This window comes from Kordiimonas sediminis (assembly GCF_014656395.1).
GTDB classification, from domain to species: Bacteria; Pseudomonadota; Alphaproteobacteria; order Sphingomonadales; family Kordiimonadaceae; genus Kordiimonas_A; species Kordiimonas_A sediminis.
This window is the reverse complement of sequence record NZ_BNCI01000001.1, coordinates 109,930-136,790: the sequence shown is the minus strand read 5'-3', so window position 1 is coordinate 136,790 and position 26,861 is coordinate 109,930. Positions and strand designations below refer to the sequence as shown.

22 protein-coding genes and 1 tRNA gene are annotated in these 26,861 nt (G+C 49.9%); 12 read left to right on the top strand and 11 right to left on the bottom strand.

Annotated features, from left to right (window positions below):
* The first annotated feature begins 187 nt into the window (after positions 1–187).
* Together IE181_RS00565 and IE181_RS00560 are read left to right on the top strand one after the other, a co-directional pair.
* Positions 188–1,330, top strand: coding sequence for an acyl-CoA dehydrogenase family protein (locus IE181_RS00565; RefSeq protein ID WP_191249618.1), 1,143 nt, complete (start codon positions 188–190; stop codon positions 1,328–1,330).
* A 163-nt stretch (positions 1,331–1,493) separates the two neighbouring features.
* Complete coding sequence (locus IE181_RS00560; protein ID WP_191249617.1) at positions 1,494–2,309, top strand: transporter substrate-binding domain-containing protein; 816 nt, start codon at positions 1,494–1,496, stop codon at positions 2,307–2,309.
* Between the two features lie 93 nt (positions 2,310–2,402).
* On the opposite strand, the gene typA is transcribed toward IE181_RS00560, so the two are convergent.
* Positions 2,403–4,247, bottom strand: a complete 1,845-nt coding sequence (gene typA / locus IE181_RS00555) for a translational GTPase TypA (RefSeq protein WP_191249616.1) — start codon at positions 4,245–4,247, stop codon at positions 2,403–2,405.
* A 185-nt stretch (positions 4,248–4,432) separates the two neighbouring features.
* Here typA and IE181_RS00550 point away from each other — a divergent pair, with 185 nt between their 5' ends.
* Entirely contained in the window at positions 4,433–6,523 is a 2,091-nt protein-coding gene (locus tag IE181_RS00550) for a M13 family metallopeptidase (protein WP_191249615.1), read from the top strand.
* A 3-nt stretch (positions 6,524–6,526) separates the two neighbouring features.
* Here the strand turns inward: IE181_RS00550 and IE181_RS00545 are convergent, their stop codons facing one another.
* From IE181_RS00545 to IE181_RS00535, 3 genes are all read right to left on the bottom strand, one after another.
* The gene (locus IE181_RS00545) at positions 6,527–7,672 is read right to left on the bottom strand and encodes a glycosyltransferase family 4 protein (RefSeq protein ID WP_229819035.1); all 1,146 of its coding nucleotides are present in this window, start codon (positions 7,670–7,672) and stop codon (positions 6,527–6,529) included.
* A gap of 7 nt (positions 7,673–7,679) precedes the next feature.
* Positions 7,680–8,639, bottom strand: a complete 960-nt coding sequence (locus tag IE181_RS00540) for a UDP-2,3-diacylglucosamine diphosphatase (protein ID WP_191249614.1) — start codon at positions 8,637–8,639, stop codon at positions 7,680–7,682.
* A gap of 436 nt (positions 8,640–9,075) precedes the next feature.
* The gene (locus tag IE181_RS00535) at positions 9,076–10,032 is read right to left on the bottom strand and encodes an N-formylglutamate amidohydrolase (protein ID WP_191249613.1); all 957 of its coding nucleotides are present in this window, start codon (positions 10,030–10,032) and stop codon (positions 9,076–9,078) included.
* A 160-nt stretch (positions 10,033–10,192) separates the two neighbouring features.
* On the opposite strand from IE181_RS00535, the gene IE181_RS00530 reads away from it, so the two are divergent.
* A tRNA-Val gene (locus IE181_RS00530) sits at positions 10,193–10,268 on the top strand.
* Between the two features lie 77 nt (positions 10,269–10,345).
* Here IE181_RS00530 and IE181_RS00525 read toward each other — a convergent pair.
* Both IE181_RS00525 and IE181_RS00520 read right to left on the bottom strand, forming a co-directional pair.
* A complete protein-coding gene (locus tag IE181_RS00525) occupies positions 10,346–11,218 on the bottom strand; it encodes a sensor domain-containing protein (RefSeq protein WP_191249612.1) in 873 nt (290 codons plus the stop codon).
* Positions 11,211–11,618 (bottom strand): PadR family transcriptional regulator, encoded by a 408-nt coding sequence (locus IE181_RS00520; RefSeq protein ID WP_229819034.1) that lies wholly within the window; start codon positions 11,616–11,618, stop codon positions 11,211–11,213. Before IE181_RS00520 ends, IE181_RS00525 begins: the two co-directional genes overlap by 8 nt.
* Before the next feature lie 142 nt (positions 11,619–11,760).
* On the opposite strand from IE181_RS00520, the gene IE181_RS00515 reads away from it, so the two are divergent.
* Entirely contained in the window at positions 11,761–12,195 is a 435-nt protein-coding gene (locus IE181_RS00515) for a hypothetical protein (protein ID WP_191249611.1), read from the top strand.
* 339 nt (positions 12,196–12,534) lie between these two features.
* On the opposite strand, the gene IE181_RS14670 is transcribed toward IE181_RS00515, so the two are convergent.
* The gene (locus IE181_RS14670) at positions 12,535–12,669 is read right to left on the bottom strand and encodes a hypothetical protein (protein ID WP_268245722.1); all 135 of its coding nucleotides are present in this window, start codon (positions 12,667–12,669) and stop codon (positions 12,535–12,537) included.
* A gap of 136 nt (positions 12,670–12,805) precedes the next feature.
* Here IE181_RS14670 and IE181_RS00510 point away from each other — a divergent pair, with 136 nt between their 5' ends.
* The 5 genes from IE181_RS00510 (at position 12,806) to IE181_RS00490 (ending at position 18,300) form a co-directional block, all read left to right on the top strand.
* On the top strand, positions 12,806–13,888 hold the full coding sequence (locus IE181_RS00510; protein ID WP_191249610.1) for a beta-eliminating lyase-related protein: 1,083 nt from the start codon (positions 12,806–12,808) through the stop codon (positions 13,886–13,888).
* 136 nt (positions 13,889–14,024) lie between these two features.
* Positions 14,025–14,621: a trimeric intracellular cation channel family protein gene (locus IE181_RS00505; protein ID WP_191249609.1), complete on the top strand. Its 597-nt coding sequence runs from the start codon at positions 14,025–14,027 to the stop codon at positions 14,619–14,621.
* 146 nt (positions 14,622–14,767) lie between these two features.
* Positions 14,768–15,802, top strand: a complete 1,035-nt coding sequence (locus IE181_RS00500; protein WP_191249608.1) for a helix-turn-helix domain-containing protein — start codon at positions 14,768–14,770, stop codon at positions 15,800–15,802.
* A gap of 105 nt (positions 15,803–15,907) precedes the next feature.
* Positions 15,908–17,032: a nuclear transport factor 2 family protein gene (locus IE181_RS00495; protein ID WP_191249607.1), complete on the top strand. Its 1,125-nt coding sequence runs from the start codon at positions 15,908–15,910 to the stop codon at positions 17,030–17,032.
* A gap of 173 nt (positions 17,033–17,205) precedes the next feature.
* Entirely contained in the window at positions 17,206–18,300 is a 1,095-nt protein-coding gene (locus IE181_RS00490; protein ID WP_191249606.1) for a hypothetical protein, read from the top strand.
* Here the strand turns inward: IE181_RS00490 and IE181_RS00485 are convergent.
* The gene (locus IE181_RS00485; RefSeq protein ID WP_191249605.1) at positions 18,297–18,953 is read right to left on the bottom strand and encodes an EF-hand domain-containing protein; all 657 of its coding nucleotides are present in this window, start codon (positions 18,951–18,953) and stop codon (positions 18,297–18,299) included. The two genes, IE181_RS00490 and IE181_RS00485, sit on opposite strands and share 4 nt — an antisense overlap.
* A gap of 350 nt (positions 18,954–19,303) precedes the next feature.
* Between IE181_RS00485 and katG the strand changes: the two genes are divergently transcribed.
* Positions 19,304–21,553, top strand: coding sequence for a catalase/peroxidase HPI (gene katG / locus IE181_RS00480; protein WP_191249604.1), 2,250 nt, complete (start codon positions 19,304–19,306; stop codon positions 21,551–21,553).
* A gap of 120 nt (positions 21,554–21,673) precedes the next feature.
* Here katG and putP read toward each other — a convergent pair whose 3' ends face one another.
* From putP to proC, 3 genes are all read right to left on the bottom strand, one after another.
* Complete coding sequence (putP, locus tag IE181_RS00475; protein WP_191249603.1) at positions 21,674–23,188, bottom strand: sodium/proline symporter PutP; 1,515 nt, start codon at positions 23,186–23,188, stop codon at positions 21,674–21,676.
* 104 nt (positions 23,189–23,292) lie between these two features.
* Positions 23,293–24,558 (bottom strand): glutamate-5-semialdehyde dehydrogenase, encoded by a 1,266-nt coding sequence (locus IE181_RS00470; RefSeq protein ID WP_191249602.1) that lies wholly within the window; start codon positions 24,556–24,558, stop codon positions 23,293–23,295.
* 36 nt (positions 24,559–24,594) lie between these two features.
* Positions 24,595–25,374: a pyrroline-5-carboxylate reductase gene (proC, locus tag IE181_RS00465; protein WP_191249601.1), complete on the bottom strand. Its 780-nt coding sequence runs from the start codon at positions 25,372–25,374 to the stop codon at positions 24,595–24,597.
* A gap of 321 nt (positions 25,375–25,695) precedes the next feature.
* On the opposite strand from proC, the gene proB reads away from it, so the two are divergent.
* The gene (gene proB, locus IE181_RS00460; protein WP_191249600.1) at positions 25,696–26,853 is read left to right on the top strand and encodes a glutamate 5-kinase; all 1,158 of its coding nucleotides are present in this window, start codon (positions 25,696–25,698) and stop codon (positions 26,851–26,853) included.
* Positions 26,854–26,861: the final 8 nt, after the last annotated feature.

Here is a 26,861-nt window from a genome sequence, read left to right as displayed (position 1 = left end):
TGTCTCCTGTTTCCTCGATGTCACATAATTATTGTTATGCTTAAAAGATGGGAATTCGTCAAAGTAATTTCAAGTTTAATAGGGGGTTGGGCAGGCGGATGACGTTTCAGATGGAAATATGGTATAAAATAGTATAGAAATTTGACCCTTCGGTATGTGATTGGTTTGCAGAGTTAAGGTTACAGATATGACGTTTACCCAAGAAGATTATGACATGTTTCGCGATATGACCATTAAGGTCATAGAAAAAGAGATTCTTCCTTTCTATGAAGCGTGGGAAGAAGCGGGCCTTGTTGACCGCCAGCTTTGGAATACGCTGGGAGAGGCAGGTATTCTCGGTGCGAACCTCCTGGAAGAATATGGAGGATCAGGTGCGCCCGCAGAAGTGACGCAGATGATCGTTGAAGAAATGTCGCGCCTGAACTGCGGCGGATTTGCATCCAGCTATAATATCCATTCCAACATTGTTATGCCCTACTTGATGAATTTGGGAACAGATGCCCAGAAAGCCGCGTGGCTCCCTAAGATGGGGACAGGTGAGGTTGTTGGCGCGCTCGCCATGACAGAACCGGGTGCCGGCAGTGATGTGGCTAATATTCGGACCAGTGCGGTCCGGGACGGTGATGAATGGGTTTTAAATGGCTCCAAGATATTCATCACCAACGGACTACACGCTGATCTGGTGCTTGTTGCGGCTAAAACGGACCGAAATGCAGGGGCAAAAGGTATTTCCCTGATGCTTGTGGATACATCCTTGCCCGGTTTTTCCCGCGGCGGTGCCATTCACAAGATCGGGCAGAATGCCAGCGATACCTGCGAGCTGTTCTTCGAGAACGTGCGGTTGCCTGCGGATAGTGTTCTGGGAACCGAGGGTATGGGCTTTATCCATATGATGAATGAACTGCCTCGCGAACGCCTTGGGTGTGCAGCGCTTGCACTTGGGGCGTGCGATGGTGCGCTGGCCGAAACCATTGCATACGTCACAGAGCGCAAGGCATTCGGCGCAAAAGTCGCAAGTTTCCAGAATACGCGTTTCAAGCTGGCAGATATGAAGTCCAAGGTGGAATTGGCCCGCGCCTATTATAATCAGTGTAAAGCGGCCTATGATAAAGATGAAATGACCGCCGAAATGGCGGCTATCCTGAAATATACCTCTACGGAAATTCAGTGTGAAGTAGTGAATGAGTGTCTTCAGCTGTTCGGGGGGTATGGATATACCAAGGAATATGCAATTTCTCGCTATTATCTGGATGCACGGGTGCAGACAATTTATGCGGGCACATCTGAGATCATGAAAGAAGTGATTGCAAGATCAATGGTGGGCAGATAGTGTATTGAACATGTATAGGTAACTTGTTCTGGGGACGCAGATAGTGAAGACCGATGTGATCACTGATCGATCGAAGTCTAGCTGGTACAGTGTGCCGGCTTCTATTTGTCCTATTCAAATCTATAAACTATCCATAATTGTATTCTGTCTGTCTTTTTTGAGCGTGACCAGCGCATTTGCGAACGACAGCACTGTTTCCTGTGTTGTAGCGTTTGCACCGGGGGAGCATAGTATCAGTGTCAAGGACGGTAGCATGCATACAGGCATCATTTATGATGAAGGGATGGAAGTGCTGTCACAAGCGGGTATTGCGCCGCAGCTTGCAAATCACACATACTGGCCCCGTCTGCTCGCACAGTTTGAAAACGGTGAGGTAGATATTCTTGTCAATTCTGTCTGGACAGAGGATAGAGCGAAAACACATTTATATTCAGAGCCGTGGTTTGAAATGCCATTCTCTTATCTGGTGCGCTCTGATGATTATGACCGGATTTTAGCGGAAGGGCTGTCTGGTAAGAAGATAGCGATTATCAGGGCAGCTAAAGAATTCGAGACGGCTATTGAGAAGCTGAGAGAAACGGGTGATGTGGTGTTTGTTGCCTCCTACAAACGGGGGTTGCGCCAACTGGCAAATGGCCAGTTTGATGCTTTGATGGCATTGTTTGGGGACTATAATATTTCTTCCTATACCCGCAACATGGAAGCGGGCGCACAGGGCATTAAATTCAAGCTTATTGTACCGGATACAACGGGGATTGATGTGCGGATGCTGTTCCGGAAAAATTCTGAATGTGCATCTCGGCTGCCCGTGATCAATACCGTGATAGCTGACACGCTAGAAGAACGCCAGGCCCGTATTCTGGAGGCTGTACGCACGTATGTTGGGATGCATAAGGAAGAAGTATTGGTTTTGGACGAAACTGTTGTCGATACCGGTATAAAATCGTTTGCGGATCAAGCTTTAGATCTTCCTGACTAATTACGTCAGCTTGCGCTTAATCCATACACCTAAAGAAAAAGGCGCTACAATATGCAGCGCCTTTAATTTTTTACTCTGATACTATTCTATGGTTTATGCTTCTGCAGCACGCGCTGCTTTTTTGCGCTCATGAGCCAGAAGGAAACGTTTACGCAGGCGAATGCTCTCCGGTGTTACTTCAACCAGTTCATCATCATTGATGTAGGACAGAGCTTCCTCCAGTGGCAGTTTGCGTGGCGGTGTCAGTTTGACTGCATCGTCTTTACCGGCGGCGCGAATGTTTGTTAGCTGCTTCGCTTTCTGTACGTTCACTTCCAGATCATTGTCACGGCTGTTTTCACCGATGATCATGCCTTCGTAAACCTCATCACCAGGTTCGATCATGATGATGCCGCGCTCTTCAAGGTTAAACAGTGCATAGGCAACTGCCTTGCCCGGTGCAGTTGCGATCAACACGCCGCGCTGGCGACCTGTGATAGGTCCTTTGTACGCGTCGTAGCGGTCATAAACACGGGCCATAATGCCTGTGCCGCGTGTGTCTGTCAGGAATTCACCGTGATAGCCGATCAGGCCGCGTGCAGGCGCGTCAAAGGTCAGACGAACCTTGCCGCCACCGGATGGTACCATGCCAGTCAGTTCCGCTTTGCGCAGGGACATTTTCTCAACAACAGTGCCCTGATAGGCTTCGTCCACATCAACCTGAACCGTTTCATAAGGCTCAAGTTTTTTGCAATTTTCGTCCAGCTTCATCAGAACGCGTGGGCGGGAGATCGCAAGTTCAAAGCCTTCCCGGCGCATGGTTTCAATCAGAACGCCAAGCTGTAGTTCGCCGCGTCCTGCGACTTCAAAGGCATCTTTGTTTTCAGTTTCTGTGATTTTAATTGCCACATTGCCTTCTGCTTCACGAAGCAGACGGTCGCGGATAACCCGGCTTGTAACATGCTTGCCTTCGCGGCCCGCCAGTGGGCTGTCATTTACGCTGAAAGTCATCGCAAGAGTTGGCGGATCAACTGGCTGTGCCTTCAGAGGAACTGTTACTTCAGGTACACAGATTGTATCAGCCACGGTGGCAACCTGCAGGCCAGCAATCGCAACGATGTCGCCAGCACGGGCTTCCTCAACAGGCACCCGCTCCAGTCCACGGAAGGACAGGAGCTTTGTAATACGGCCGGTTTCAACAACCTTGCCCGTGATGCCCAGTGCATGAATTGGGTCGCCAACTTTAATGTGACCCGTCTCAATACGGCCAGTTAGAACACGGCCAATGAAATTGTCGCGGTCCAGCAGAGTTGCCAGCATGGAGAAAGGCTTATCCTCTGCTTGATTGACCAAAGGCTTTGGCGCAGGAACGTGTTCAATAATTTTACTGAACAGCGGATTAAGGTTCTCCCGCGGGTCATCCAGGCTGTCTACGCACCAGCCGTCACGACCGGAAGCATACAGAATTGGGAAATCAAGCTGGTCTTCGCTGGCGTCCAGATTGACAAACAGGTCAAAACAAGCGTCGGTTGCTGCATCCGGATTACCGTCCGGTTTGTCGACTTTGTTCACAACAACGATCGGACGCAGACCCAGTGCCAGTGCCTTTTGGGTGACGAACTTCGTCTGCGGCATGGGGCCTTCTGCAGCGTCAACAAGCAACACAACACCGTCGACCATGGACAGGATACGTTCTACTTCACCGCCAAAGTCAGCGTGGCCAGGGGTGTCAACAATGTTAATCCGGGTATCGTTCCAGACAACGCTGGTACATTTTGCCAGGATGGTGATGCCGCGTTCACGCTCAAGGTCGTTGCTGTCCATCGCACGTTCGTCAAGGCGCTGATTGTCACGCACGGTTCCGCTTTGTTTGAAAAGGTTGTCCACGAGCGTAGTTTTGCCGTGGTCAACGTGCGCAATAATCGCAACGTTTCTTAAGGTTTTGGGGCTGTCTGACATGGTGTTACCTAACATAAAAGGCTTCGTGGTTGAACGAAGCCCGAATAATCTCTGAATTTGACCGGGCTTATACGCTTGTAACAGGCTCTACGCAAGGATTTAGTTCCCCTTTGACATTTTTCTCTAATCCGATAGTTTCAGTTGTATCCAATTAAAAAAACGAGATCAGGATAGGGAGGACTAAAATGATCAAATCCGTGTTGAAGGCGTCTGTTGCTGCATCGGCGCTGTTGGTTGCGGCGTGCGGAACCCCGTCAGAAACGGTATCAGAAGAGAAAGCTGCAACAGAGCAGATGCAGGAAGCATCTGTTCAGAAAGCAGTTTTAGGGGATTTTGGCATTGAACTTTCGAACCGTAACGAGAGTGTGACCCCGGGCGATGACTTTTTTATGTATGCGAACGGCACATGGTATGACGCCTACGAAATGCCAGAGGACAAGTCTGTGTATGGCTCATTCTATGAGCTTCATGATCAAAGTCAGGAGCAGGTAAAAGCAATCATTGAAGAGGTTGCATCCGCTGGCGGCGCAGACGGTACAGCCGAGCAAATGGTCGGTGATTATTATGCCAGTTTCATGGATACGGATACTTTGAATGCGCTGGGTATAAAGCCATTGATGCCAACGCTGGAGGCGATTGACGGTATCAGTGATAAGGCAGGTCTGACCGAGGTTTTTGGTCGTTCAGTTCTGGAAGACACTGTATCCCCGTTTTACGGCGGTATTGGGATTAACCGCCTAAACCCGGACCAATATCAATATACGATGAGCGCGGCTGGTCTTGGCCTGCCGGACCGGGATTATTATCTGGATGACACCGAACGTTTTACGAAAATTCGTGCGGCGTATGTGGCGCATATTGCTGAAATGCTGGCTTTTGCGGATGAGGCAGATGCAGCAGCAAAAGCAGAAGCAATTCTGGCGCTTGAAACCAAGATTGCAGAGGCGCACTGGCCACGGGCAGATCGTCGCAATCGCGATAAAACCCTTAATCCAATTGCTGCGGATCAAATGGCAGAGGAATATGCAGGTTTTGACTGGAACGCCTTTTTTGCTGCTTCAGGGTTTGCGGTAAACGAACTGAATGTTTCGCACCCCAGCGCAGTGAAAGATATTGTGGCGCTGATTAATTCAGAAGACCTCGATACCTGGAAAGCCTATGTCAAATATCACACTATCTCCAATGCGGCGCCGCTATTGTCAGAGGAAATTTATGCGGCCAACTTCAAGTTTTACGGTACTGAACTTGGTGGACAGCCCAAGCCACGGGAGCGCTGGAAGCGCGGTGTAAGCCTGCTGTCTGGTACAGAAAGTCTGGGCGAGGCTCTGGGCCAGATTTATGTCAAACAGCATTTCCCGGCAGAAGCAAAAGCACAGATGGAAGAGCTTGTTGAAAACCTGCGTCTGGCACTGGGTCAGCGTATCAACGATCTGGAATGGATGGGCGCGGAAACCAAGGAAAAAGCACAGGAAAAACTGGCGGCTTTCAATCCAAAAATTGCCTATCCGAATAAATGGCGCAGCTATGATGGGTTGGAAATAAAGGCAGGCGACCTGTTTGGAAACCGTGCCCGTGTTCGGGAGTTTTTTCATGCTGTTGATGCTGCACGACTTGGTCGTCCAACGGACCGGGATGAATGGTTCATGACACCGCAGACTGTGAATGCCTATTATAACCCGCAGTTTAACGAGATTGTTTTCCCGGCAGCTATCCTGAAACCGCCTTTCTTTGATCCGAATGCTGATGCAGCGGTCAATTACGGGGCAATCGGTGCCGTTATCGGGCATGAAATGGGCCACGGATTTGATGATCAGGGTTCCAAATCTGATGCCAAGGGGGTGCAGACAAACTGGTGGACAGACGAAGACCGTGCCCGGTTTGAGGAACGTACCAAGATGCTGGTTGACCAGTATAGTGCTTATGAACCCATTGAAGGGAATTTTGTCGACGGCAATTTCACACTGGGCGAGAATATCGGTGATGTCGGCGGCCTGGCGATGGCGTACCACGCATACAAAATTAGTCTGGGCGGCAAGGAAGCACCTGTCATTAATGGTCTGACCGGTGATCAGCGCTTCTTTCTGTCCTGGGCGCAGGTATGGCGGTCAAAAGTACGGGAAGCAACACTACTACAGCGCCTGAAGTCTGACCCGCATGCGCCTGACATGATCCGTGCACAGGCCGTACGGAACCATGATGCATGGTATGAAGCGTTCGGCGTGAAAGAAGGTGATAAGCTTTACCTGAAGCCAGAGGACCGCGTCCGTATCTGGTAAGAGCTACTCAATCGGAGAGATCTGAAAAGGGTCGCTGCGGCGGCCCTTTTTGCTGGACTCTTGTGGTTCTGCAATTGGGTGCAGGGCATCTACAAACTGATCCTTGACGTTATCCCAGCTATAGAGGGCGGCAAACTCTGTGCAGTGCGGGCGCGGGATAGCCAGTGCAGTTTTAATCGCAGCTCCAAGATTATGATCCAGTACTGCAACAGGCTTATCCCACTCAGGGAAAGGCCCAGTGCCGTCGAAGCCAACAACATCCAGTGGCCCCTGCACAGGATAGGCTGCAACAGGGGTGCCGCAGGCTAAGGCTTCAATCATGACAAGTCCAAATGTATCCGTCTTGGACGGAAAAACAAAAACATCTGCCGCAGAATATGCCCGCGACAGGTCATGGCCGTATAAGGGGCCTAAAAACTCTACGTCTGAATATTTTTTAGCAAGGGCGTGCAGCGCGGGGCCATCACCTACAACGACTTTCTTACCTTCGACAGGGGCGTCAAGAAAGGCTTCGATGTTTTTCTCAACGGCGACCCGGCCAACATACAATAGTCGGGGGAGAAGGGCAGACGAACGGGGTGAAGTTTCGGCAGTATCGTCCAGTACAGCGGGTGCTTGCTCAGTAGGCCTGAACTGGTCTGTGTCTACCCCTCTGGTCCAGGGGATTATATTGATAAAGCCTTTGCTGGCGAGAAGGGACCGAACTGTTTGTGTAGCTACCAGAACACCTGCGCCCTGATTATGAAACCGTCGGAATACAGGATAGAAAAATTTGGCAGGGAGATGGGTTCTGGCTTCAATATATTCGGGGAAGGCAGTGTGGTATGCGGTCGTGAAAGGGAGGCGGCTTTTTCTGCAGTAGCGACGCGCAGACCATCCTAAGGGGCCTTCTGTAGCGATATGAATGGCATCTGGCTGCCATTTTTTTAGAAGGGCCGGCATCTTCCAGATACAGTCAATGGCCAGGCGGATTTCCGGGTAGGTAGGGCAGGGAACGGTTCTGAACATAGCGGGGGAGATGACCAGAACTTTATGTCCGTCTTTGCGTAATTTCTTACGCAGGGTGTCCAGGGTTCGGACGACGCCGTTGACCTGTGGGTGCCAGGCATCGCTGATAATGCAGATTTTCATACCGCTTGCACCTGTCATAGTCTGTTTATTCTGCAGGCTCTGTGATGGTCGCCTTTGGTATGGGTGCTTTTTTGCGTGCGCGTATACGCTGTTTTTCTTTGTCATTGGCCAGCTTTTTACGTTCCGCCCTGATAGCCTCTTCATGAGCGACTTCTTTGGCATAATAAATGATTTCAAAGCCGCCTTGTGAATGTTCTACCAATGCCGTACAGCTTTCGACCCAGTCGCCATCATTCATATAGGTAATGCCGCCGAATGACCGGATTTCTGCATGGTGGATATGGCCGCAGATAACCCCGTCCATACCGCGCCTGCGTGCTTCATCTGCCACCGCTTCTTCAAACTTTCCGATATATTCCACGGCATTTTTAACTTTGTGTTTCAGGTAGGCGCTAAGAGACCAGTACGGCAAGCCAAGTGCACGTCGTACAGCATTGAAGGTTGTGTTCAGATTCAGCAAAAGCGTGTAGGCCCAGTCACCCACATGGGCAAGCCATTTGGCATATTTCACCACGCCGTCAAATTCGTCCCCGTGCAGCACCCAATATTGTTTGCCGTCCAGGTCAGTATAAATTGCATCCCGTTCAAGGATAACGCCTGCCATGTCGTGTCCTGTGAAGTCACGCAGGCCTTCATCATGATTACCGGGAACATAAGTTACTTTTGTCCCGGTTTTGGCCATTTTCAGGACGCGTCTGATAATATCGTTGTGCAGAGTGTCCCAGTACCAGGTTTTTTTCAGGCGCCATCCGTCGACGATATCCCCAACCAGATACAGCTGATCACAGGTAACAGACTTCAGAAAGTCGTGCAGCAAGTCTGCGCGGGCGGTTTTGGTGCCTAAATGCGTGTCGGAAATAAATATCGCCCGGTAGTGGCGTTTGCTTTTACGCGCTTTCTTCGGGGGTGGTGATTTTTGCGCGGGGTCTGCCGTAAGGGAAGACAACAATGGTCTGAAGTCTTCTTTGGCGAAAATATTGGTCATAAATTGGCTCTGCTTAAAGGTCGCCGTCCTGTGCTCACCGTATTTCCAGTGGGGCACAGTATTTCGTCTGGTGGGAGTGTTGCCGGGCTTCATGACAAGGGCATGAGAGATTTATTACAGATTTGTTAGAGGCGAGGAGCGTGTAACCGGATGATGCATGGTTGCCAGTGGCGCGTCAGGCAAACAAAGGGTACTTGATCACGTGCAGTGCTAAAAACACCATAAAATGCGTTTTTTGGTGCTGAAAACGTCTACGGTTAAGGTTTTTTCAAGGAATCGTGAGTAATGTAATCTTGAAATTCACGGTGTGAACTTCTATGTTACTTTGTGATGGGATCTTCTCATCATGCCCTCCGTGGGCGTTTCCTCCCTGAGCCTGGGCCACGCTTAACCGCGTGGCCATTTTTTTTTGAGAGTTTGGTTCCTATCAATTGCCTTATTCTGCGGCGATGGGTTGTTCTGCTTCCAATGTGCCCATAATGCCAGCTAAAACACTGGTCAGGCGCGCCCGTACTTCCTGAAAAGTCGGTGTAGGCTCGATCGTGGTTTCATTCATATACAGGCTGCGATTGATCTCGATCTGCAAGGCATGAATGCCCTTTTGAGGTTGGCCGTAAACTCTTGTGGCAAAGCCGCCTGCATACGGAATATTCCGCCGCACGCTAAATCCAGCCTGCACAAACATATTCTCTGCTATGGTGGACAGACGGTGGGAACAGCTTTCTCCCCATGCATCGCCCAGAACAATGTCGGGCCCTGACCTTGCCCGACCAATCGGGGACCATGTATCGCGGGATTTTCGTTTGGCCGTTGCTTCGGACGGCATGGAATGACAATCAATCAGGTATGCTTTTCCAAATTTTGATTTCAGGGATTGCAGCGTTGTGTCCACCATACTGTGGTACGGCTGGTAAATCTCATTCAGGCGATAGTCCGCTTCCCGCGCGGGTAGGGGGTCATCATAAATATGGATACCCTGTGCGACAATCGCCGGAATAACGCCAAGACCGCCACGAACGCGGATGGTTCGGTTGCTGGTCTTTTCGTCAAGGGGGGGATGAAACATGGTCGGGTCCAGCTCGTCCGCAGCCCGGTTCAGGTCAACATAAGCGCGGGCATACCTGGAGATGATCATCTGGCCGCCCAGGCTGGGAATATCTTCAAGGAGCAGGTCAACAAAGGCATCTTCGCTACGCCGCAAGTCATGGGCACCAAGCGCACTGCGTGATAGTAGCCTGGCCGGGTAATGACGGCCGCTGTGTGGGACCGTAAACAGGAAAGGTGTTATGCTATTCACCGATTGCCGGACGATATAGGGATCAACCGTATCTTCTGCCTGCGGGTCATTGTGCAGTGCCGTTGGCGCAAAGCCTGTTTTTTGCGAATTATCCATTAAAATTGTCTACACTTTTTACGACAATTTGTCACCGCTTATTCTTTTTTGACCCGAAATGATACAAGTGTGAATAGGCGTATTTTTGACTTGAACCCAAATGCGGGACGGTGTAGACAGCTTTTCATCGCGCAGATGTGCGGTCACATCCATATGGTACGGTCGGTTAGCTCAGTTGGTAGAGCGCATCGTTGACATCGATGAGGTCGTTGGTTCGAACCCAATACCGACCACCATATGCCCCTCACAACACTATAATTTTATTAACACGCTAGAGTGCTCATAAAGTTTCAAAGTGTGGTCCGTCGAGGTTCTACACCAGCATAGATTTCGCAAGATTTGCCTGTAACTTTGCCAGAAATTTGGTCAGATGCAGAGTGACCACCAGTCCTAAAATGCCTGCAGGTATGCTAAGGGGCGCCCAGTAAAAATCAATGTCGATCGTGAATGTCGGATCCAGCGAATGCAACAATGGGTCGACGATCGGTGACAGAATAAGAGCGAATGACATAAGGGCGGGTATCGCCCCAAGCGTGAAAACAGCCATACCCAGTGGCAGCTTAAGGGCAAGATACAGCGCTGATGACCATACACGCCTATTCTTGATCAGAAGGGAAATCCGCTCTTTCATTGGCTTGTCCTCATAGTGCCGGGTAAGAAATGGCCTTCGCGGCATGCGTTCGCCAAGCATATTTTCAATTAACCTGCCTTCGAACAATGAAAAGTAGGACATGGATTTCAGATATAACAGGAAGAATGGCATGCCCACTATAAGCAGGCTGGCTCCCAGGCTGATAACGCCGACCCATACGGTCCATGCAAAATAGAGGATGCCCAGTGGCAGGGATAGAATACTGAATGCAATGGCTTGATAGGCGCTTGCATCCTTTAAGATCGTGAAAAACGCAAATCTATCTTTTTGGGGGGATCTCTCTCGCGCACCGTGGAGCGCAAAGTCAACCGAGGCTTCAATGTCGCAGTAGTATTGCGCTATGTCTTTAGCTGGCCCGTATTTCTCAATGATGTCTGAAATGCTGGTTTGATCGTTTGCCGGATCACCCAGAGCGGCGATAAAGTGTTGTTCGGCATCATATAGCGCATCCTGCACTAGTGCGGGATCTTGACCGGCAAGCTCTGCCGTTAGCTCATTCAGGTAGTTTTGGATGCTTTTATTGGTATCAGTCATTGCCTTGATCACTTTTGATCGGTGTTTCAGATATTGAAAAATCAACGATATTTTTTGTTTCAGCCCAGATTTTAATCCATTCCTGCAAGACCGTCCTGCCAAGAGGGGAGATACTGAAATACTTTCGGGGAGGGCCACTGTCAGACGGTTTAACATCTACCTCTAAAAGACCCTTTGAAACCATGTTTCTTAAGACCGGGTAAATGGCGCCTTGTTTGTCGGATGCGTTTTTCTCAAGAAGCTTGGAAATCTCATACCCATAAAGCGGCTTGCCAGCCTTGCGCAGCAAGCTAAGCAAGATAAGTGCAGATGTGCCAGCATTCAGTTCCTTCCTGAATTTCTTATTCTGCAGCTCGAGTGTCTCTTCTGCGTTAGCCGAGCTCGTATTGTTTTTCGTCACGCCACATCCATCAATCAATAAAACTAAGCATGACGATAGCATCACTTGATTGGCTTCACTAGTAATAAGTTGACAATAGTGCTATTGTGAAGTTAATAATAGTGATCGATAAATTAAAACAATAAACCGAAGCGAGGATATTATGACTAAAAAGGGTGTACTGATCATTGGAGTGTTGTTCCTGCTATACGGCGGCATGCGCCTTATCGTAGGCAGTCTGTTACTGGGCCAGGAAATTGGCCTCTATACCTTCGACATATTTGCGGGACCACTTGATGAAGTTGCGCAATTCATGTCGGACAAATCGGATAGTTCGATTGTGGCATTTTCTTCTACTGGATACCTGTTTTATCTTTGGATAATGGGGGCTGCTCTTGTTTTTGGTGCGGTGGCAATTTTACGAGATAAAGATATTGGCGAAAAAGCAGTGGGTGTATTCTTGGTATTATGGTTTCTGTTGTTTGCCAATTTTCAGACGATCAATCCGAAAATACTACACCTCGCTGTATGTGCGGTTCTGTTAGCGCTGGTAATGTGGCTGAGAAGACGCCAGCCAGTCACCGGGAATGCGGTTTGAAGGCGTGCGATTTAACGTAGGTAAAAATTGATTGGGCTGAGTAGATTGCAGGGATCAAGATTTGTTTCATTGATCCCTGTTTTCTTGCTGTAGCAATGGATGATTTTTCCACCAACCTCTAAGAAAAAGCGAAAACCGAGGAATGAGTGCTTTTTTTGCGGAATCAGCACCTTTGGCTCTTGAGTTGAAATGATCCGACATTGGTTGACTGGCATACGGTCTTTTAAGGTGTGGTATAGGCTACTCACGTGCGGTGTCCAAAACTTGGCTAAGGAGAATAGTTCAGCTCAAAAACATGCCTACTATGGTTCTTTCAGCATTAGCTTGATGCTCAGTACCTTAGATCAAAACAGACTGATATCCTGTCAGCGCTTCCTTCGCTTCTGCCGACACCCTGCTGGTAGCACTTAACGCTGCAAGTGTTTGCAGCTCATTCGCCAATTCATCACTGGCATCAGCACGCTCCTGAGCCAATGCATTCCGAAGCCTTGGTTTGTTTATCCCTAGATACTGGTGGCAAATCTGCCGAATGATATTTAGGGTATGCGCAGCAGAGATGGCGCCGTTTCGCCAGCCAATAGTCTAAAGACGATCATCAGGAGATAATTACGTGTATCACGGCATATTGTTGGGGCATCCATTGATGGCAAAGTGTGAAAAATTTGTCACACGGCATAAGCCGCTTAGTCACAGCCAGTGGATCAGTAGAATGCAAGGGGTGCCCGAGGTTGATCTGGATATAGACTTTTATGGCCAGGGGCATGCGATTGCTATTCTGGACCAAAAAATGGCAGATATTTTAGGGCGGGAGAAGGCGCTGTTTTTCCATAAGGATATGGTAGGCCAGCATAGCGTTCTACTGTCCCGGTCGAGACAGTCAGGCAAGAAAAGGATTGCCGTCCACCCACAGTCCCACATGCAGGTGGATGAAGCCCTTGCCTACAGCGAACTGCTTGGGTTGGAGGCCGTGATGTTCGGCAAAGAGGGATACGCGGTGGATGAAGCGGATATCGCCGCGTTGTCCACTGATCTATCGTCCATCGTGGTGGAACTGCCAACCAGACGTGCAGGGTTCAAACTTCCTGACTGGCAGGTGCTGGAACAGCTCAAACATTTCTCTAAAGCAAGCAATATCCCGCTTCATTTTGATGGGGCACGGCTTTTTGAGGCATCTTGTTATTACGGTAAGTCCTATGATGAAGTCGCAGCAATGGCGGATTCTGTTTATGTTTCACTTTATAAAACGCTTGGGGCTGCCGCGGGCGGTATCGTCGCGGGGGATGCTGATTTCATAGACAGTCTTGTGCCGTGGCGTACCAGACTGGGCGGAGATTTATTCACGGCTTTTCCGTATGTGTTAACGGCGCTTTGGGGGCTTGATCACTATCTGCCAAGGATTCCTGAATTCCATCAGAGTGCCTTGAGCCTGTCAGCCAGTATCCGGCAAGCCTTCGGGGAAAACGCTTTACCTGAAGGAATTCAGTGTAGTGGATTTCAGGTAGAACTGCCGATTGCTGCAGACTTGCTTGAGAAAAAAGCATTGGCCATCGCAGAGAAAGAAAAAGTCTGGTTGTTTGATCGGATTGTGAATGCGGGCGCGAATGCAAGCCGGTTTGAAATACAGGTGGGGGACGCCTTGGATGACTGGACAAATGAGGAACTGGTTGCCCGCTTTGTGTCGCTGGTAGAGTAGGACGTACACCGCCTGATGGCAGGCTATTCACTATTGTTTGCTCTGGGGTAGTTTTTATTTCTATTTTTACCTGGACACAGTGTTCACGCTGGACGCGGTGCAGAGCGCAGAGTAATGTCGGGCCATGACATCCAGTATGATATTTTTGACCTTATCGCTTCTTGGGACTGCTGTATTTGCAATCAGCGGAGCGCTGCAGGCTATGCGGCGGGAAATGGATATTGTTGGTGTGGCCTTCATCGCCTGTGTAACAGGTGTTGGCGGCGGTACGATGCGAGATCTTTTGTTGGGGGCAACGCCTGTTGGCTGGGTGACAAAACCCACTGATATTTTTATTTGTATTGGAGCCGCCATTATTACGGTACTTCTGTCGAGGTTTCTTGTCGGGAAGCGTTTGTCGCTTCTGATCTGGGCAGATGCTGTGGGGCTTGCCTTGTTCGCAGTTCTCGGTGCATCGAAGGCTGTTGATTACGGCGCACACCCGTTCATTGCAGTCTTGTTTGGTGCCATGAGCGCAACCTTTGGCGGGATTGTGCGGGATATTATCTGCAACGAAATTCCCGTGTTGTTCCATAAGGAAATATATATCACGGCGGCGCTTGTCGGCGCGGGTACCTTTGTTTTGATGCCAGAGACACTGGAAGCGTCCACGCGTATATTGATTGCAGTGCTGCTTGCCTTTAGTGTGCGCGCCCTTGCTATTCGCTATAACTGGTCATTACGGGCGTCCTGACAAACCATTTGCGCCAAACTTGGCCGACATATTTTATCATATCTTTTCACTATTGAAGTAACAGCTAAACGAAGGAAGCTCTTGCAGCACTTCCATCTGAGTGATTAATCTGGTAGCGGGGTATTCACGGTGATGCGAGCAGGGTTATGGAGCTTTCCAGTTATCTCTTATTTACCTTCAGTGCACTGGGGGCGCTGAATGCGATACTTTTAGCGCTATGGCTGTTTTGTCGTAGCGACGGCAACTTTGCGCGGAAATTTCTGGCAGGCATGCTGATTGCGCTCGGCTTTCGTATTTTCAAATCGGTGCTGTTTTATTTTGACCCGGACCTTTCTCGCGTTTGGTTGCAGGTCGGGCTGTCCGCCTGCTATTTGATCGGTCCTTTTTTATATTCCTATATAATGTCGGTGCAGCATCAGTCGCCGGAACAGTGGCGCGGATGGCGTATGCACCTATCCATTCATTTGGCCCTTGTGCTGATTGTGGGTATTGTTTGGCCCTATCAAACATACCCGGACCTATGGGGTGGCTTGATATATAAGGTCGTTAATATTGTCTGGTTGATCTATTTGGTGCTTGCCTCCCAGCGCATGTACGGTGTGGTCAGGGCGTATTTAGGTAACAGGACCTGGACATCAGCAGATGAACAAATTGCATTGGCTACCCTTTTGGGCAACTGGCTGATCTGGACCGCCTTTTTCACGGCGTCCTATACGTCCTATATCATGGGGGCGCTGAGCTTTTCACTGGTGCTAGTGTTGACCCTGTTATGTTTCCTGGTCTCCAGGCAGCCCAAACAGACATTAGGGCAAGGCACGGCAGCTTCTGCTTTGTCTGCGGATGAAGCGGCTGACATTGAGGCAAGATTACAGGCGTTGGAGAAAGACACTGACTTTTTCCTCATGCCCACCATCAGTTTGACGGTGGTCGCCAAAAAACTTGGACTGCCTTCAGCGACAGTATCGCGTTTTCTGAATAAACACCGGCAGACATCTTTTAATGATTTTATAAATGCACACCGGATTGGGCGGGCTTGCGACATGCTGCATCGCCAACCTGCCCAGAACATTGAAACTATCGCAGAAGCGTGTGGCTATAATTCGCTGTCTACATTCTATACTGCGTTTAAAAAGCACAAAGGGATGACCCCGGCCGCGTTCCGGGAAACAGGCCCTTCCTGACTACGAAATCATAAAACCGTAGTCCGAAAATCCTCCGCCGTATGGTCGGCAAACGTTGCTATGGGCACTGTCTGCGCGAACGACATGCGACAGGAGGAATTAATCATGACGTTACAAAAAATCTGGATGGTGGCCATAACGGCGCTGGCATTTCTATCACCGGCGATCAGTGCAAGTGATGACCGGGCAGCGATCCGCGAAACTTTGATCGACTATATCGAAGGCACTGCAACCTATCAGCCTGACCGGGTCAAAGATGCCTTTCACCCCGAGGCAACCCTGTATCTGGCGCGTGATGACAAGCCAGTTTGGCTGGTGGCACCAGAGGACTATGCATCCTGGTTTAGCTCGCGCACAGGTGACAGCCGCCGGGTGGGGGATGTGATCTCAATTGATATCGAGAATGATATTGCAACGGCCAAGGCATCGATTAGCGTATTTCCGCAGGGAACACAGTATATTGATATGTTCCTGTTGAAGAAGATTGAGGGCGACTGGAAAATCATCAGTAAGTCAGCGACAGCTTTGGAAGGCACTATTCCTGACAGGCGGGTCTTGTTCATCATGTCCAATGCGGATTATCACGGCGATACTAACCGCCCGACCGGCGTCAGCTTTGCCGAGATAGTGAAGGCTTATGATGTTTTCCGAAAGGCAGGTTACGCTGTTGATTTCGTAACGCCTACGGGGGGTGCCATTCCGCTGGCCTACATCAATACATCAGAGACAATTCAAAAAGACTATTTGTACGACAAAGATTTGATGGCGCGTCTGTCCGATACAGCGTCCCCCGATCAAATTGACGCGGGTAAATATCAGGCAGTGCACTATGTTGGTGGCGGGAACGCTATGTACGGGGTGGCTGATAATGCGCACATTCAAAAGATTGCCATGCATGTTTACGAACAGAATAAGGGCATCATATCCTCGGTCTGTCACGGTACGGCTGGTATTGCCTTTCTAAAGGAAAAGGATGGTTCGTATCTTGTATCCGGCAAGCGTGTTAGTGGCTACCCTGATGCATTTGAACGGCAAGACGCAGAATATTATTTGGCGTTTCCATTTAAGATTACTGAAACCATCAGCGCCCACGGCGGCGATTTTCGCCATGCAGAAAGAAATGTCCCCCATGTAGAGATTGATGGGCGTCTTATCACAGGACAAAATCACCTGTCATCGGCAGCCGTTGCACAGGCCATTATTGACCAGCTTGATAAAGGCACAAATTAAGAGGCAGTTCCCGCATCACCAGTATGGTGACGGGACTGCCTTATAGGGTGCTTATTAGGATGTCCGGACAAGATATCTCTTCCAAAAGGGAGTGTCCGGACACGAAAAGTCTGGAGATACGCCCCGGTCTTCGTAACAAGACATTTCCCAATAAATAACTATGCGAGGACTCTATGAAAACGTCGAAAGTTTATCTTTTTACCTGTGCCCTTTTGGCGGGTGTTTTACCACAGAGCGCGGACGAAGGCCTAAGTATTGAGGACATCTGTAGCCGGCCCGGCTTTGAATGTCTGGAAAGCGAAGCCGGGACCGTGATCGGCAAAGCAGGGGCAACCGCTTCCTATGCCCACAGTATTGATGAGGCTGCTGCCGCGTTTGAGAGATATTTTGGCAAAAAAGCTCCCAAGGCTGCGCTGGTTCTTGGAGAGGTGCGGGACGCTGAAGTTCGCACTAACTTACTAAGATTGTTTCCGGTTGTCCTGCCCTGGATGACCCTTGATGACCGCCGCGCGATGGTTGAACGCAGTGTGCGGGCACAAGTGCAAGCGTCACGCCCTGACTTAAAGGATGAAGCTTTGGAAAAGGTCGTGGCCCAGTCGGTGGAGGCAAGCCTGAATGCACGTGGCAGACAGGATGATGATCTTCATCATGGAATTTTGGCCCATGAATTGGGACATATGTTTTTCATGCGCAGCTATTACCCGGACCAGAATGCCAACCTTTTGCAGGCGGGGGATGGGCCACCAGCCTTGCCAAGTGAATATGGAAGTCCTGCGCCTGACTGGATGGATGAAATGTCTGCAGTCCTTCTGGAGAATGCTGTATTGACTGAAAGCAGATACGGACGGATGACGGGTATAAAGACGCAGAATGACTTTACACAGATTTGGTCCTTTGAAGAGTATTTAACCATGGGACACCCAGCTTTGGCCGAGGCAAGGAAAGTCATGGAAGCGCGTCGTCAATCTGCAGATGCAGGAGGCATGGGCGGTGTTGTTATCCTAAACCAGTCGGACATGGCACCGCCGGAGGAAGGCCCAGCCCCTGTAATGTTTTATTCCCAGTCTCGTGCGTTTGCAGACTATATGATTGAAACAACGGGCAATGTCCAAATTTTTGCAGAAGTTGCTGCCGCGATAACGCAAGGGAAGACAGTCAATGAGTGGCTGGACCTGAAGGGAGAGGAGCTTGGGTTGCCATCAACAATTGATGCGCTAGAAAAGGGCTTTCAGCAATGGTTCATCGCTCGCGAAAGAAGTGGGCGTTAGTTTTGTCTGGGGCCTTCCGCCGCGAGGGCCCCTAATATTTGTTCAAGTTGAGCCATCTCGTCAGGGGAAAGGTCCTGAGAGAGACCGTGCTCCTTCATATAAGCCGCTCTTTCCTCTGCGGATAAATCAGATGGGATAAGAACAATTTTTTGTTCGGGCAGGGTACTGTGAGCGTTGCGTGCAAGTTTATCAGGTTCAGCCTGCATCTGTACGGAAAAGCGTGTAATGGCATCAAGCTCGTTCTGATCAAGCATGCGGTCCCCGTTTTTGTCCCCTCTGTCGATCAGCCATGTTAAGGAAGGTTCGTCAGAAGGCTTGGTTCCTTCCAGATCTGAAACTGATAAATACTGATCACCGTTTTTGTCAAAGTGCTGCATCACAAGTTGTGAAACTGGCGTCAGCTGTGGGACTTGCTTGGTCTGATATCCCCACATAAGAAGTGCAGCGCCAAAAATAACACCAAGGATACCAACCACAGGGAAAAGATATTTTGGACGCTGTTGCTTTGGGTCGAGCGAGGCACTGATAAAGTCTCTGATGGCGTGGCTGGCTGTGACCCCGGCTGCCTGACAGGCGTCCATAAACGCAGTCTTCTCGCTATGAGATACCCGGACTTCGATCGTTTCGCTTTTCTTTTCAGCCTGCTTTTTCATGTGCTTTATGTATCAAAGTGTGGTGCAGCTCTCAAGCGTCTTGGGAAATCGTGTCACCGCGTATTCCTGGCATTAAACAGATGCAAAAATCATAAAGGCTACAAAACTAATCGTCTGTGTAGATATATGTGATCATATAGTTCAATTTCTCCGATAAGTGCAGCGGTGGTATAACTCTTCGGGCTGATAGGGAGATCAGTTTGGTCCAAATTACTGTCATGACTGTCAGGGCATGTGCAAATGTGGCTGGTATAGTACGCACAAAATGCCCGGATACTCTGACTTTTATGCTCCCAGGTGAAACAAGTGCGGGATTTTTAGGGTCCCGATAACCTACAGGAGAAAGTCTTATGAAAAAGCGTACTTTGCCTTTTGTCGCCGTGTTGGCAATGGGTATTTCAACCCTGGCTTTGTCGCCTGCTGCGACGGCAGAAAAACCAGTTCCTGAAAGGAAAGGGTCTATGTCCAGCACAACAGTTTCCAACGATTACTGGTGGCCAAACCGTCTTGACCTGACACCACTACGGCTGAATTCACCGAAATCTGATCCGATGGGACCAGGCTTTGACTATGCGAAAGAGTTTGAGAGCCTTGACCTGGATGCTGTGAAAAAAGACCTGGAAGAGCTTATGACGACGTCACAGGACTGGTGGCCAGCGGATTATGGTCATTACGGTCCTCTCTTTATTCGTATGGCGTGGCACAGCGCCGGTACCTACCGGATCAGTGATGGTCGTGGTGGCGCAGACGGCGGGATGCAGCGTTTCGCGCCTCTCAATAGCTGGCCGGATAATGCCAACCTTGACAAAGCACGTCGCCTTTTATGGCCGATTAAGCAGAAGTACGGCGCGAAAATTTCCTGGGCTGACCTGATGGTACTTGCAGGGACGGTTGCGATGGAATCCATGGGTTTCAAGACCCTTGGTTTTGCCGGTGGCCGTGTCGATGAGTGGGAGCCTGAAGAAGTATATTGGGGCCCCGAGGGCGAATGGCTGGGTGATAAACGTCACAGTGGGGACCGCGACCTGGAACGTCCGCTTGGTGCAACGCAGATGGGCCTTATCTACGTCAATCCTGAAGGCCCGAACGGTAATCCTGATCCGCTTCTTGCGGCACATGACATACGTCGCACCTTTGGCCGGATGGCAATGAATGACGAAGAAACAGTGGCCCTGATTGCAGGCGGTCACACGTTTGGTAAAACGCACGGTGCGGCAAACCCTGGCAAATATGTTGGCGCAGAACCTGAAGCTGCGGACATGTCAGAGCAGGGTCTAGGCTGGAAAAACAGCTACAAAAGCGGCAAAGGCGGTGACACCATCACAAGCGGTCTGGAAGGTGCGTGGACGGTAAGCCCTGCCCAGTGGACGCACAATTTCCTCGAAAACCTGTTTATGTTTGATTGGGTGAAGACTAAAAGCCCGGCGGGTGCAACCCAGTGGATTCCGTCTGATGAGAGTGCGGCACAAATGGTGCCTGATGCCCATGACCCGGATAAATTCCATGCTCCCATCATGTTGACAACAGACCTGTCGCTGAAATTTGATCCAGAGTACCGGAAAATTTCCAAGCGTTTTCTGGATAATCCAGAAGAGTTTGAAAAGGCCTTTGCAAAGGCATGGTTCAAGCTGACGCACCGCGATATGGGGCCAAAGTCCCGCTATCTGGGTTCCATGGTGCCTGATGAGACATTCATTTGGCAGGACCCTGTACCAGCGGTAGATCATGCGCTTGTGGACGCTGGCGATGTCGCAGACTTGAAGGCAGTAATCCTCGATAGTGGTTTGACTATCCCTGAACTGGTCCGTACTGCATGGGCGTCTGCGTCTTCTTTCCGCGGCACAGATATGCGTGGCGGTGCCAACGGTGCCCGTGTACGTCTGGCGCCTCAGAAGGAGTGGGAAGCTAATAACCCGGCAGAGCTATCCAAAGTACTGGATGTTCTGGAAGGTGTGCAGTCTGACTTTAATGATGCGCAAAAGGGTGACAAACGTATCTCCCTTGCTGACCTGATTGTTCTTGGTGGTGCGGCTGCAATTGAAAAGGCTGCCGCAGACGCAGGGTATGATGTGTCTGTACCTTTCACGCCAGGCCGGACAGACGCTTCACAGGAACAAACAGATGTAGACTCATTTGCAGTCCTGAAGTCTGATGCTGATGGTTTCCGCAATTATTTCGCTGGCGGAATAAAGCGGTCGCCCGCAGAAATGCTGATCGAAAAAGCAGCATTTCTGAACCTGACTGTGCCTGAAACAACAGTGCTTGTTGGTGGTATGCGTGCGATGAACGCGAACACTGGCGGTGTTGCCCACGGTGTCTTCACGGATACACCGGGTGCGCTGAATAACGACTTTTTTGTCAACCTTCTTGATATGTCTACCGTGTGGGCTAAATCAGAAAGTAACGAAGGTCTTTATGAAGGTCGTGACCGCGAGAGCGGCGCAGTGAAATGGACAGCAACACCCGTTGATCTGATCTTTGGCTCTAACTCTGAGCTGCGGGCAATCTCGCAGGTCTACGCTGCTGACAGTGCGAAAGAGAAATTTGTCAGTGACTTCGTGGATGCCTGGGTCAAGGTAATGAATCTGGACCGTATGTAAATAGTATCCTGGCTGGATAGGTCACACCCCTCCTGATGCCTGCCGGCCATTTGTCCAGAAATAAAAACACCCCCGGTATTGCCGGGGGTGTTTGTTTTTCAAGTCATGCTGTCTGCAGTTTTATGGGGTTGGCCCGGGGTTGCCAGACATTTCGTCTTCCATTTCAGCGAACAGACGCTGGGACCGGATGGCTTCGCCTCTACCTTCGGTGAACTTGCTGACAATGACAGCCGTTAGCGTGCTTATAATAAAGCCGGGCACCATTTCGTATAGCGTGTCTGAAAGCGGTGCACCGCCTTCACCTATTGGAGCATAAATCCAGAATAAGACAGTGACCGCACCGGCGATCATGCCGGCAATGGCGCCGTCCCGTGTCATATGCCGCCAGTGCAGGCTTAGAAGGATCAAGGGGCCAAAGGCTGCGCCGAAACCAGCCCATGCATTACTGACAAGGGACAGGATGGTGTTAGACCGGTCATAGGCAAGGGCAATAGCGACCAACGATACCAGAAGAACGGATAAACGGCCTACCAGAACCAGCTCCTTCTGAGATGCCTTTTTGCGCAGGAAAGTTTTGTAAAAATCCTCTGTCAGTGAACTTGAAGAGACAAGTAATTGGCTGGAGATGGTGCTCATGATAGCGGCGAGAATGGCAGCTAGCAGGAAGCCTGCGATATAAGGATGGAACAGGATTTCGGACAGAACAATGAAAATGGTTTCAGGGTCTTCAAGTCCCAGATCATTCTTTATCATATAGGCAAGACCAACAGTACCCGTTGCAACGGCACCAATTACTGTGATCAGCATCCAGCTCATGCCGATGTTGCGTGCCGTACTGACATCGCTTAGGGACCTGATGGCCATGAAACGGACGATGATATGAGGCTGGCCGAAATACCCAAGACCCCAGGCAAGACTGGACACAAGGCCTGCAATTGTCAGTCCTTCGACCATATTCAGCATATCTTTGTCCAGTCCGGATAAGGTATCCTGAATAGCCGGCGCACCGCCCAGATCAAAGAAGGCAACAACGGGCACAAGGACAAGCGCGACAAACATGATGCATCCCTGGACAAAGTCCGTCAGGCTGACGGCAAGAAAACCACCGAAAAGCGTATAGGCCACAACAACACCGGCCGTTGCAAACAGTCCTACTTCGTAAGTGGTGCCGAAGGATGCTTCAAAGAGTTTGCCGCCCGAGACAACGCCAGCAGACGTATAGAGAGTAAAGAATATAATTATTACTACGGATGACAAAATCCGAAGGATATGAGACGTGTCATGGAAGCGTTTTTCAAAAAAATCAGGGATGGTGATCGCATCATCCGCAATTTCAGTGTAAACGCGCAATCTAGGTGCAACATAGAGATAATTAAGAAATGCTCCGACCATCAGACCAACGGCAATCCATGCGCTACTAAGACCAGTGACATACACAGCGCCGGGCAGGCCCATAAGCATCCAGCCGCTCATGTCAGATGCGCCAGCCGACAGGGATGCAACCGCAGGGCTGAGTTGACGTCCGCCAAGCATGTATCCGGAGACATCGCTTGTGGATTTACGGTAAGCATACAGGCCGATGGCCATCATCAAGATAAAATACCCAGCAAGGGAGATCATCACTTCTGTTTGCATAAATAGTGTCCCGGTGTTTTGAAAGATTGTCCAAATTGTCTATGAAACAGGCACCCAACCACTATTGCGGGGGTGCCTGCAAGGATATTCTGAGGTAGTCCGGATTAAGAACGGGTTTGGCCCGAGCCGTGTACCTTGTATTTAAAGGTTGTCAACTGTTCAAGGCCTACAGGGCCGCGTGCATGCATTTTACCCGTTGCGATGCCAATTTCTGCACCCATGCCAAATTCACCGCCATCCGAAAATTGTGTTGATGCATTATGCATTACCACAGCAGAATCAATTTTGTTCATGAACAGATCTGCGGCTTCCTGATCTTCGGTGATGATGGCGTCTGTATGCTGGGATGACTGTTCATCAACAAACGAAATAGCTTCGTCAATATCCTCAACAATTTTGACGGACAAAATAGCATCTAGAAATTCGGTGCCAAAGTCTTCTTCGTAGGCTTCATGCACACGACTATCTGCTGAGATGGCGCCGTTATCTCCGCGAAATTCACAGTCCGGCATCGCGTCAATGATTTTGGGAAGGACCTTTGCGGCGATGGAAGCGTCGATGACCAGGCTTTCTGTCGCCCCGCAGATACCGGTTCGGCGCATTTTAGCGTTGTGGACAATGGAGACTGCCTTGTCCATATCTGCGGCACCGTGGATATAGGTATGGCAGTTGCCGTCAAGGTGTTCCAGTGTTGGTACTTCTGCCTGTTCTTTCACCAGCGAGACGAGACCTTTGCCGCCTCTCGGGATGATCAGGTCAATATATTCTGAACATTTCAGGAGATATTTAACCGCGTCTCTGTCGATGGTCTCAACCACCTGGATGCTGTCTTCCGGTAGATTGGCGGCAGCCAGTCCGGTTTTCAGACAGGAAACGATTTCAGTTGTTGAATGATAACTTTCTGACCCGCCGCGCAGAATAACGGCATTACCCGATTTCAGGCAAAGGGAACCAGCGTCAGCACCGACATTCGGACGGGATTCAAAGATCATTCCAATAACCCCGATAGGCACAGCGACACGTTCCACCCTGAGGCCATTTGGTCTGTCAAAGGACGCAAGTTGTCGACCAACGGGATCTGGAAGCTTGGCGACTTGTTCGATTGCATCTGCCATAGCTTCGACCCGTTCTGATGTCAGGGTCAGGCGGTCAATGAAAGATGCCGGTTTGCCGTCAGCGCGGGCGCTTTCCACATCCTTGGCGTTCTCAGTAATGATGCGTTTAGCATGCTTACGGATGGCACCAGCAGATTCGAGCAATGCCTGATTTTTCTGCTCGGTCGACGCTGTTGCCAGCTGTTTTGATGCTATTTTGGCTTTTTCTGCCAAGCCGTAAATATAGTCTTTAATCTCGTTTGAGAGGGCGGTCATGGATAGCTCCATTTTCTGAATTTAAATTGGGGAGGATTAGCGCAGTTCAACAGCGCGCTCGTAAGCTGCCTGGGTTGTTTGTTGCATCAACTTGTCCAGAGCTTGTTCGGTCCGTAATTGATCAAGCCCAGCCTGTGTTGTGCCGCCTTTGCTGGTAACACTGTCCCTCAGGTCACTGGCAGGGCGGCGTGTGCTTGCAGCCATTTCTGCTGCTCCCAGTACGGTTTGCAGCACTAAGGTTTGGGCATCTGTATCAGAGAATCCTAGTGCTTTTGCGCCTTCTGTGAAGCTTTCAATGAACTGAAAAACATAGCCAGGGCCACTACCGGATACCGCTGTCAGCCGGTCCAGGTGATCTTCGGACGGAACCCAGACAGACAGACCAATGTGCGCCATTAAATCTGACACTGCGTCTTTGTGGGTATCGCTGCAGTGTTCGCTTGCATACAAGCCGGTCGCGCCCTTACCGATCAAAGCTGGCAGATTAGGCATGACGCGAATGATAGGCACATCGCCGACTGCTTTGGTAAGGCTGTCCAGACTGTAACCAGCGGCGATGGAAACCATGCATCCACCATCCCTTAGACGGCCATCATAGGCAGGCATAACGTCCTCGATCATCTGGGGTTTAACCGCAATGATGATCATGTCAAATGTATCAGAGCCAAGGGACGCTGCCTGTTTAAGGCCACGAACACCACCAGGAAGATCAGTGGCGGCGGGGTCAACGACTGTAAAGATGGCATTCTTTTGTGTGGTCCAGCGTTCCAACATAGCACCGCCCATACGGCCGCAACCGACCATTAGAATATCCATCCAACAACTCCTTTTATCCGTAATAAAAAATTATTGCCTGTGTCCTGGGTGATGGTCCGGGAATAAGAAACCACAGGCACCCCACATCGGGGTTGCTGCTTAAATATTAGAATACGAAGCAATATTTCAAGGGAAAAATTAATAATTAGTCGCACCGCAGAAAGGAAAAATTTATTAAACGATTGAAATATAGTGCAAAAAACTAATTTCCGGCAAAAATAAACTGAGTAAATTTAATTATAATGCGAAATAAAACTGGTAATGCGGCGGAGGTCCGCTTATATCAGGGCCATGTTGAATAACACACCAAGGAGGATACACGTGTCTCAATCAAAGCGTATTGTAGTCAAAATCGGCTCGAGCTTATTGGCTCATAGCCAGGAATTGACGCTTCGTTACGCATTCATGCATGGGCTGTTAAGTGACATCGCAAAATTGAAGGAGCGCGGCGTAGAAGTTGTTCTCATGTCCTCCGGGGCAGTGGCTCTTGGCCTGAATGCAATTCATAAATCACCAGAGGATGCCGGCATCCTTGATAAACAGGCAGCTGCTGCATACGGGCAGCCGCTACTGTTAAACGCATATAAGCAAGTCGCGCATGAGTTCGGGTTTGATATTGCCCAAATTCTGGTGACCATCGGCGATATGGAGGAGCGGCGCCGCTTCATCAATATTAAAAATACGGTCGAGCGATTGTTTGATAATGGCATTATGCCTATCGTTAATGAGAATGACACAGTGACGACCGAGGAGCTGCGTGTTGGTGATAATGACCGTCTGGCTGCCAAGGTTGCACAGATGATCCAGGCAGACCACCTTATATTATTGACCAGCATTGATGGCCTTTATGACCGACCTCCGGGGGATGAAGGCGCCCAGTTTATCGAGAAACTGGATGATGTAAGCGAATATTTGGAAGCTGCATCAGGCACAAATGCACTGGGTAGCGGCGGTATGTATACCAAATTGCAGGCCGCAAATATGGCCCAGCATGCTGGCTGCAGTACAATTATCGCAGAAGGCATTATCGACCGCCCAATCTTGTCGGTCCTGGAAGGCAATCGCCGTCATACGGAATGTGTTGCCAAGGGGACGCCAGAGTCAGCTTGGAAAGTATGGCTGACGAACCGTTTGCAAGTGGCAGGCAGCCTGATCCTCAAGCAGGATGTTGCGGATGCGCTTACATCCAAGCTCGCTCCTATCAAACACACTGATATTATCTCCGTGGCAGATAGCTTTCAAAAGGGTGATATTCTGCATGTTTATGATGAACAAGGGCAGGAGATTGCGCGCGGGCTAACCAACTTCTCGTCGGATGAAGTGCTGCTTCTTGCGCGACACCCGGAATCGTCCACGGCAGAACTGTTAGGATATTCGGCGGTGCCGGATGTAATAACAACAAAAAATATGGTGATCTTGAAAGAAAGTCATCTTTCCTGGGATGTTCCCACAGAATCCTTACAGTCGGTCGCCTGTTAACGGGCTAG

Coding starts and splice junctions, on each gene's coding strand:
- IE181_RS00565 (WP_191249618.1), top strand. CDS start 188: ATGACGTTTACCCAAGAAGATTATGACATGTTTCGCGATATGACCATT.
- typA (WP_191249616.1), bottom strand. CDS start 4,247: ATGTCAGACAGCCCCAAAACCTTAAGAAACGTTGCGATTATTGCGCAC.
- IE181_RS00550 (WP_191249615.1), top strand. CDS start 4,433: ATGATCAAATCCGTGTTGAAGGCGTCTGTTGCTGCATCGGCGCTGTTG.
- IE181_RS00545 (WP_229819035.1), bottom strand. CDS start 7,672: ATGACAGGTGCAAGCGGTATGAAAATCTGCATTATCAGCGATGCCTGG.
- IE181_RS00540 (WP_191249614.1), bottom strand. CDS start 8,639: ATGACCAATATTTTCGCCAAAGAAGACTTCAGACCATTGTTGTCTTCC.
- IE181_RS00535 (WP_191249613.1), bottom strand. CDS start 10,032: ATGGATAATTCGCAAAAAACAGGCTTTGCGCCAACGGCACTGCACAAT.
- IE181_RS00525 (WP_191249612.1), bottom strand. CDS start 11,218: ATGACTGATACCAATAAAAGCATCCAAAACTACCTGAATGAGCTAACG.
- IE181_RS00515 (WP_191249611.1), top strand. CDS start 11,761: ATGACTAAAAAGGGTGTACTGATCATTGGAGTGTTGTTCCTGCTATAC.
- IE181_RS00505 (WP_191249609.1), top strand. CDS start 14,025: ATGATATTTTTGACCTTATCGCTTCTTGGGACTGCTGTATTTGCAATC.
- IE181_RS00500 (WP_191249608.1), top strand. CDS start 14,768: ATGGAGCTTTCCAGTTATCTCTTATTTACCTTCAGTGCACTGGGGGCG.
- IE181_RS00495 (WP_191249607.1), top strand. CDS start 15,908: ATGACGTTACAAAAAATCTGGATGGTGGCCATAACGGCGCTGGCATTT.
- IE181_RS00490 (WP_191249606.1), top strand. CDS start 17,206: ATGAAAACGTCGAAAGTTTATCTTTTTACCTGTGCCCTTTTGGCGGGT.
- IE181_RS00485 (WP_191249605.1), bottom strand. CDS start 18,953: ATGAAAAAGCAGGCTGAAAAGAAAAGCGAAACGATCGAAGTCCGGGTA.
- katG (WP_191249604.1), top strand. CDS start 19,304: ATGAAAAAGCGTACTTTGCCTTTTGTCGCCGTGTTGGCAATGGGTATT.
- putP (WP_191249603.1), bottom strand. CDS start 23,188: ATGCAAACAGAAGTGATGATCTCCCTTGCTGGGTATTTTATCTTGATG.
- IE181_RS00470 (WP_191249602.1), bottom strand. CDS start 24,558: ATGACCGCCCTCTCAAACGAGATTAAAGACTATATTTACGGCTTGGCA.
- proC (WP_191249601.1), bottom strand. CDS start 25,374: ATGGATATTCTAATGGTCGGTTGCGGCCGTATGGGCGGTGCTATGTTG.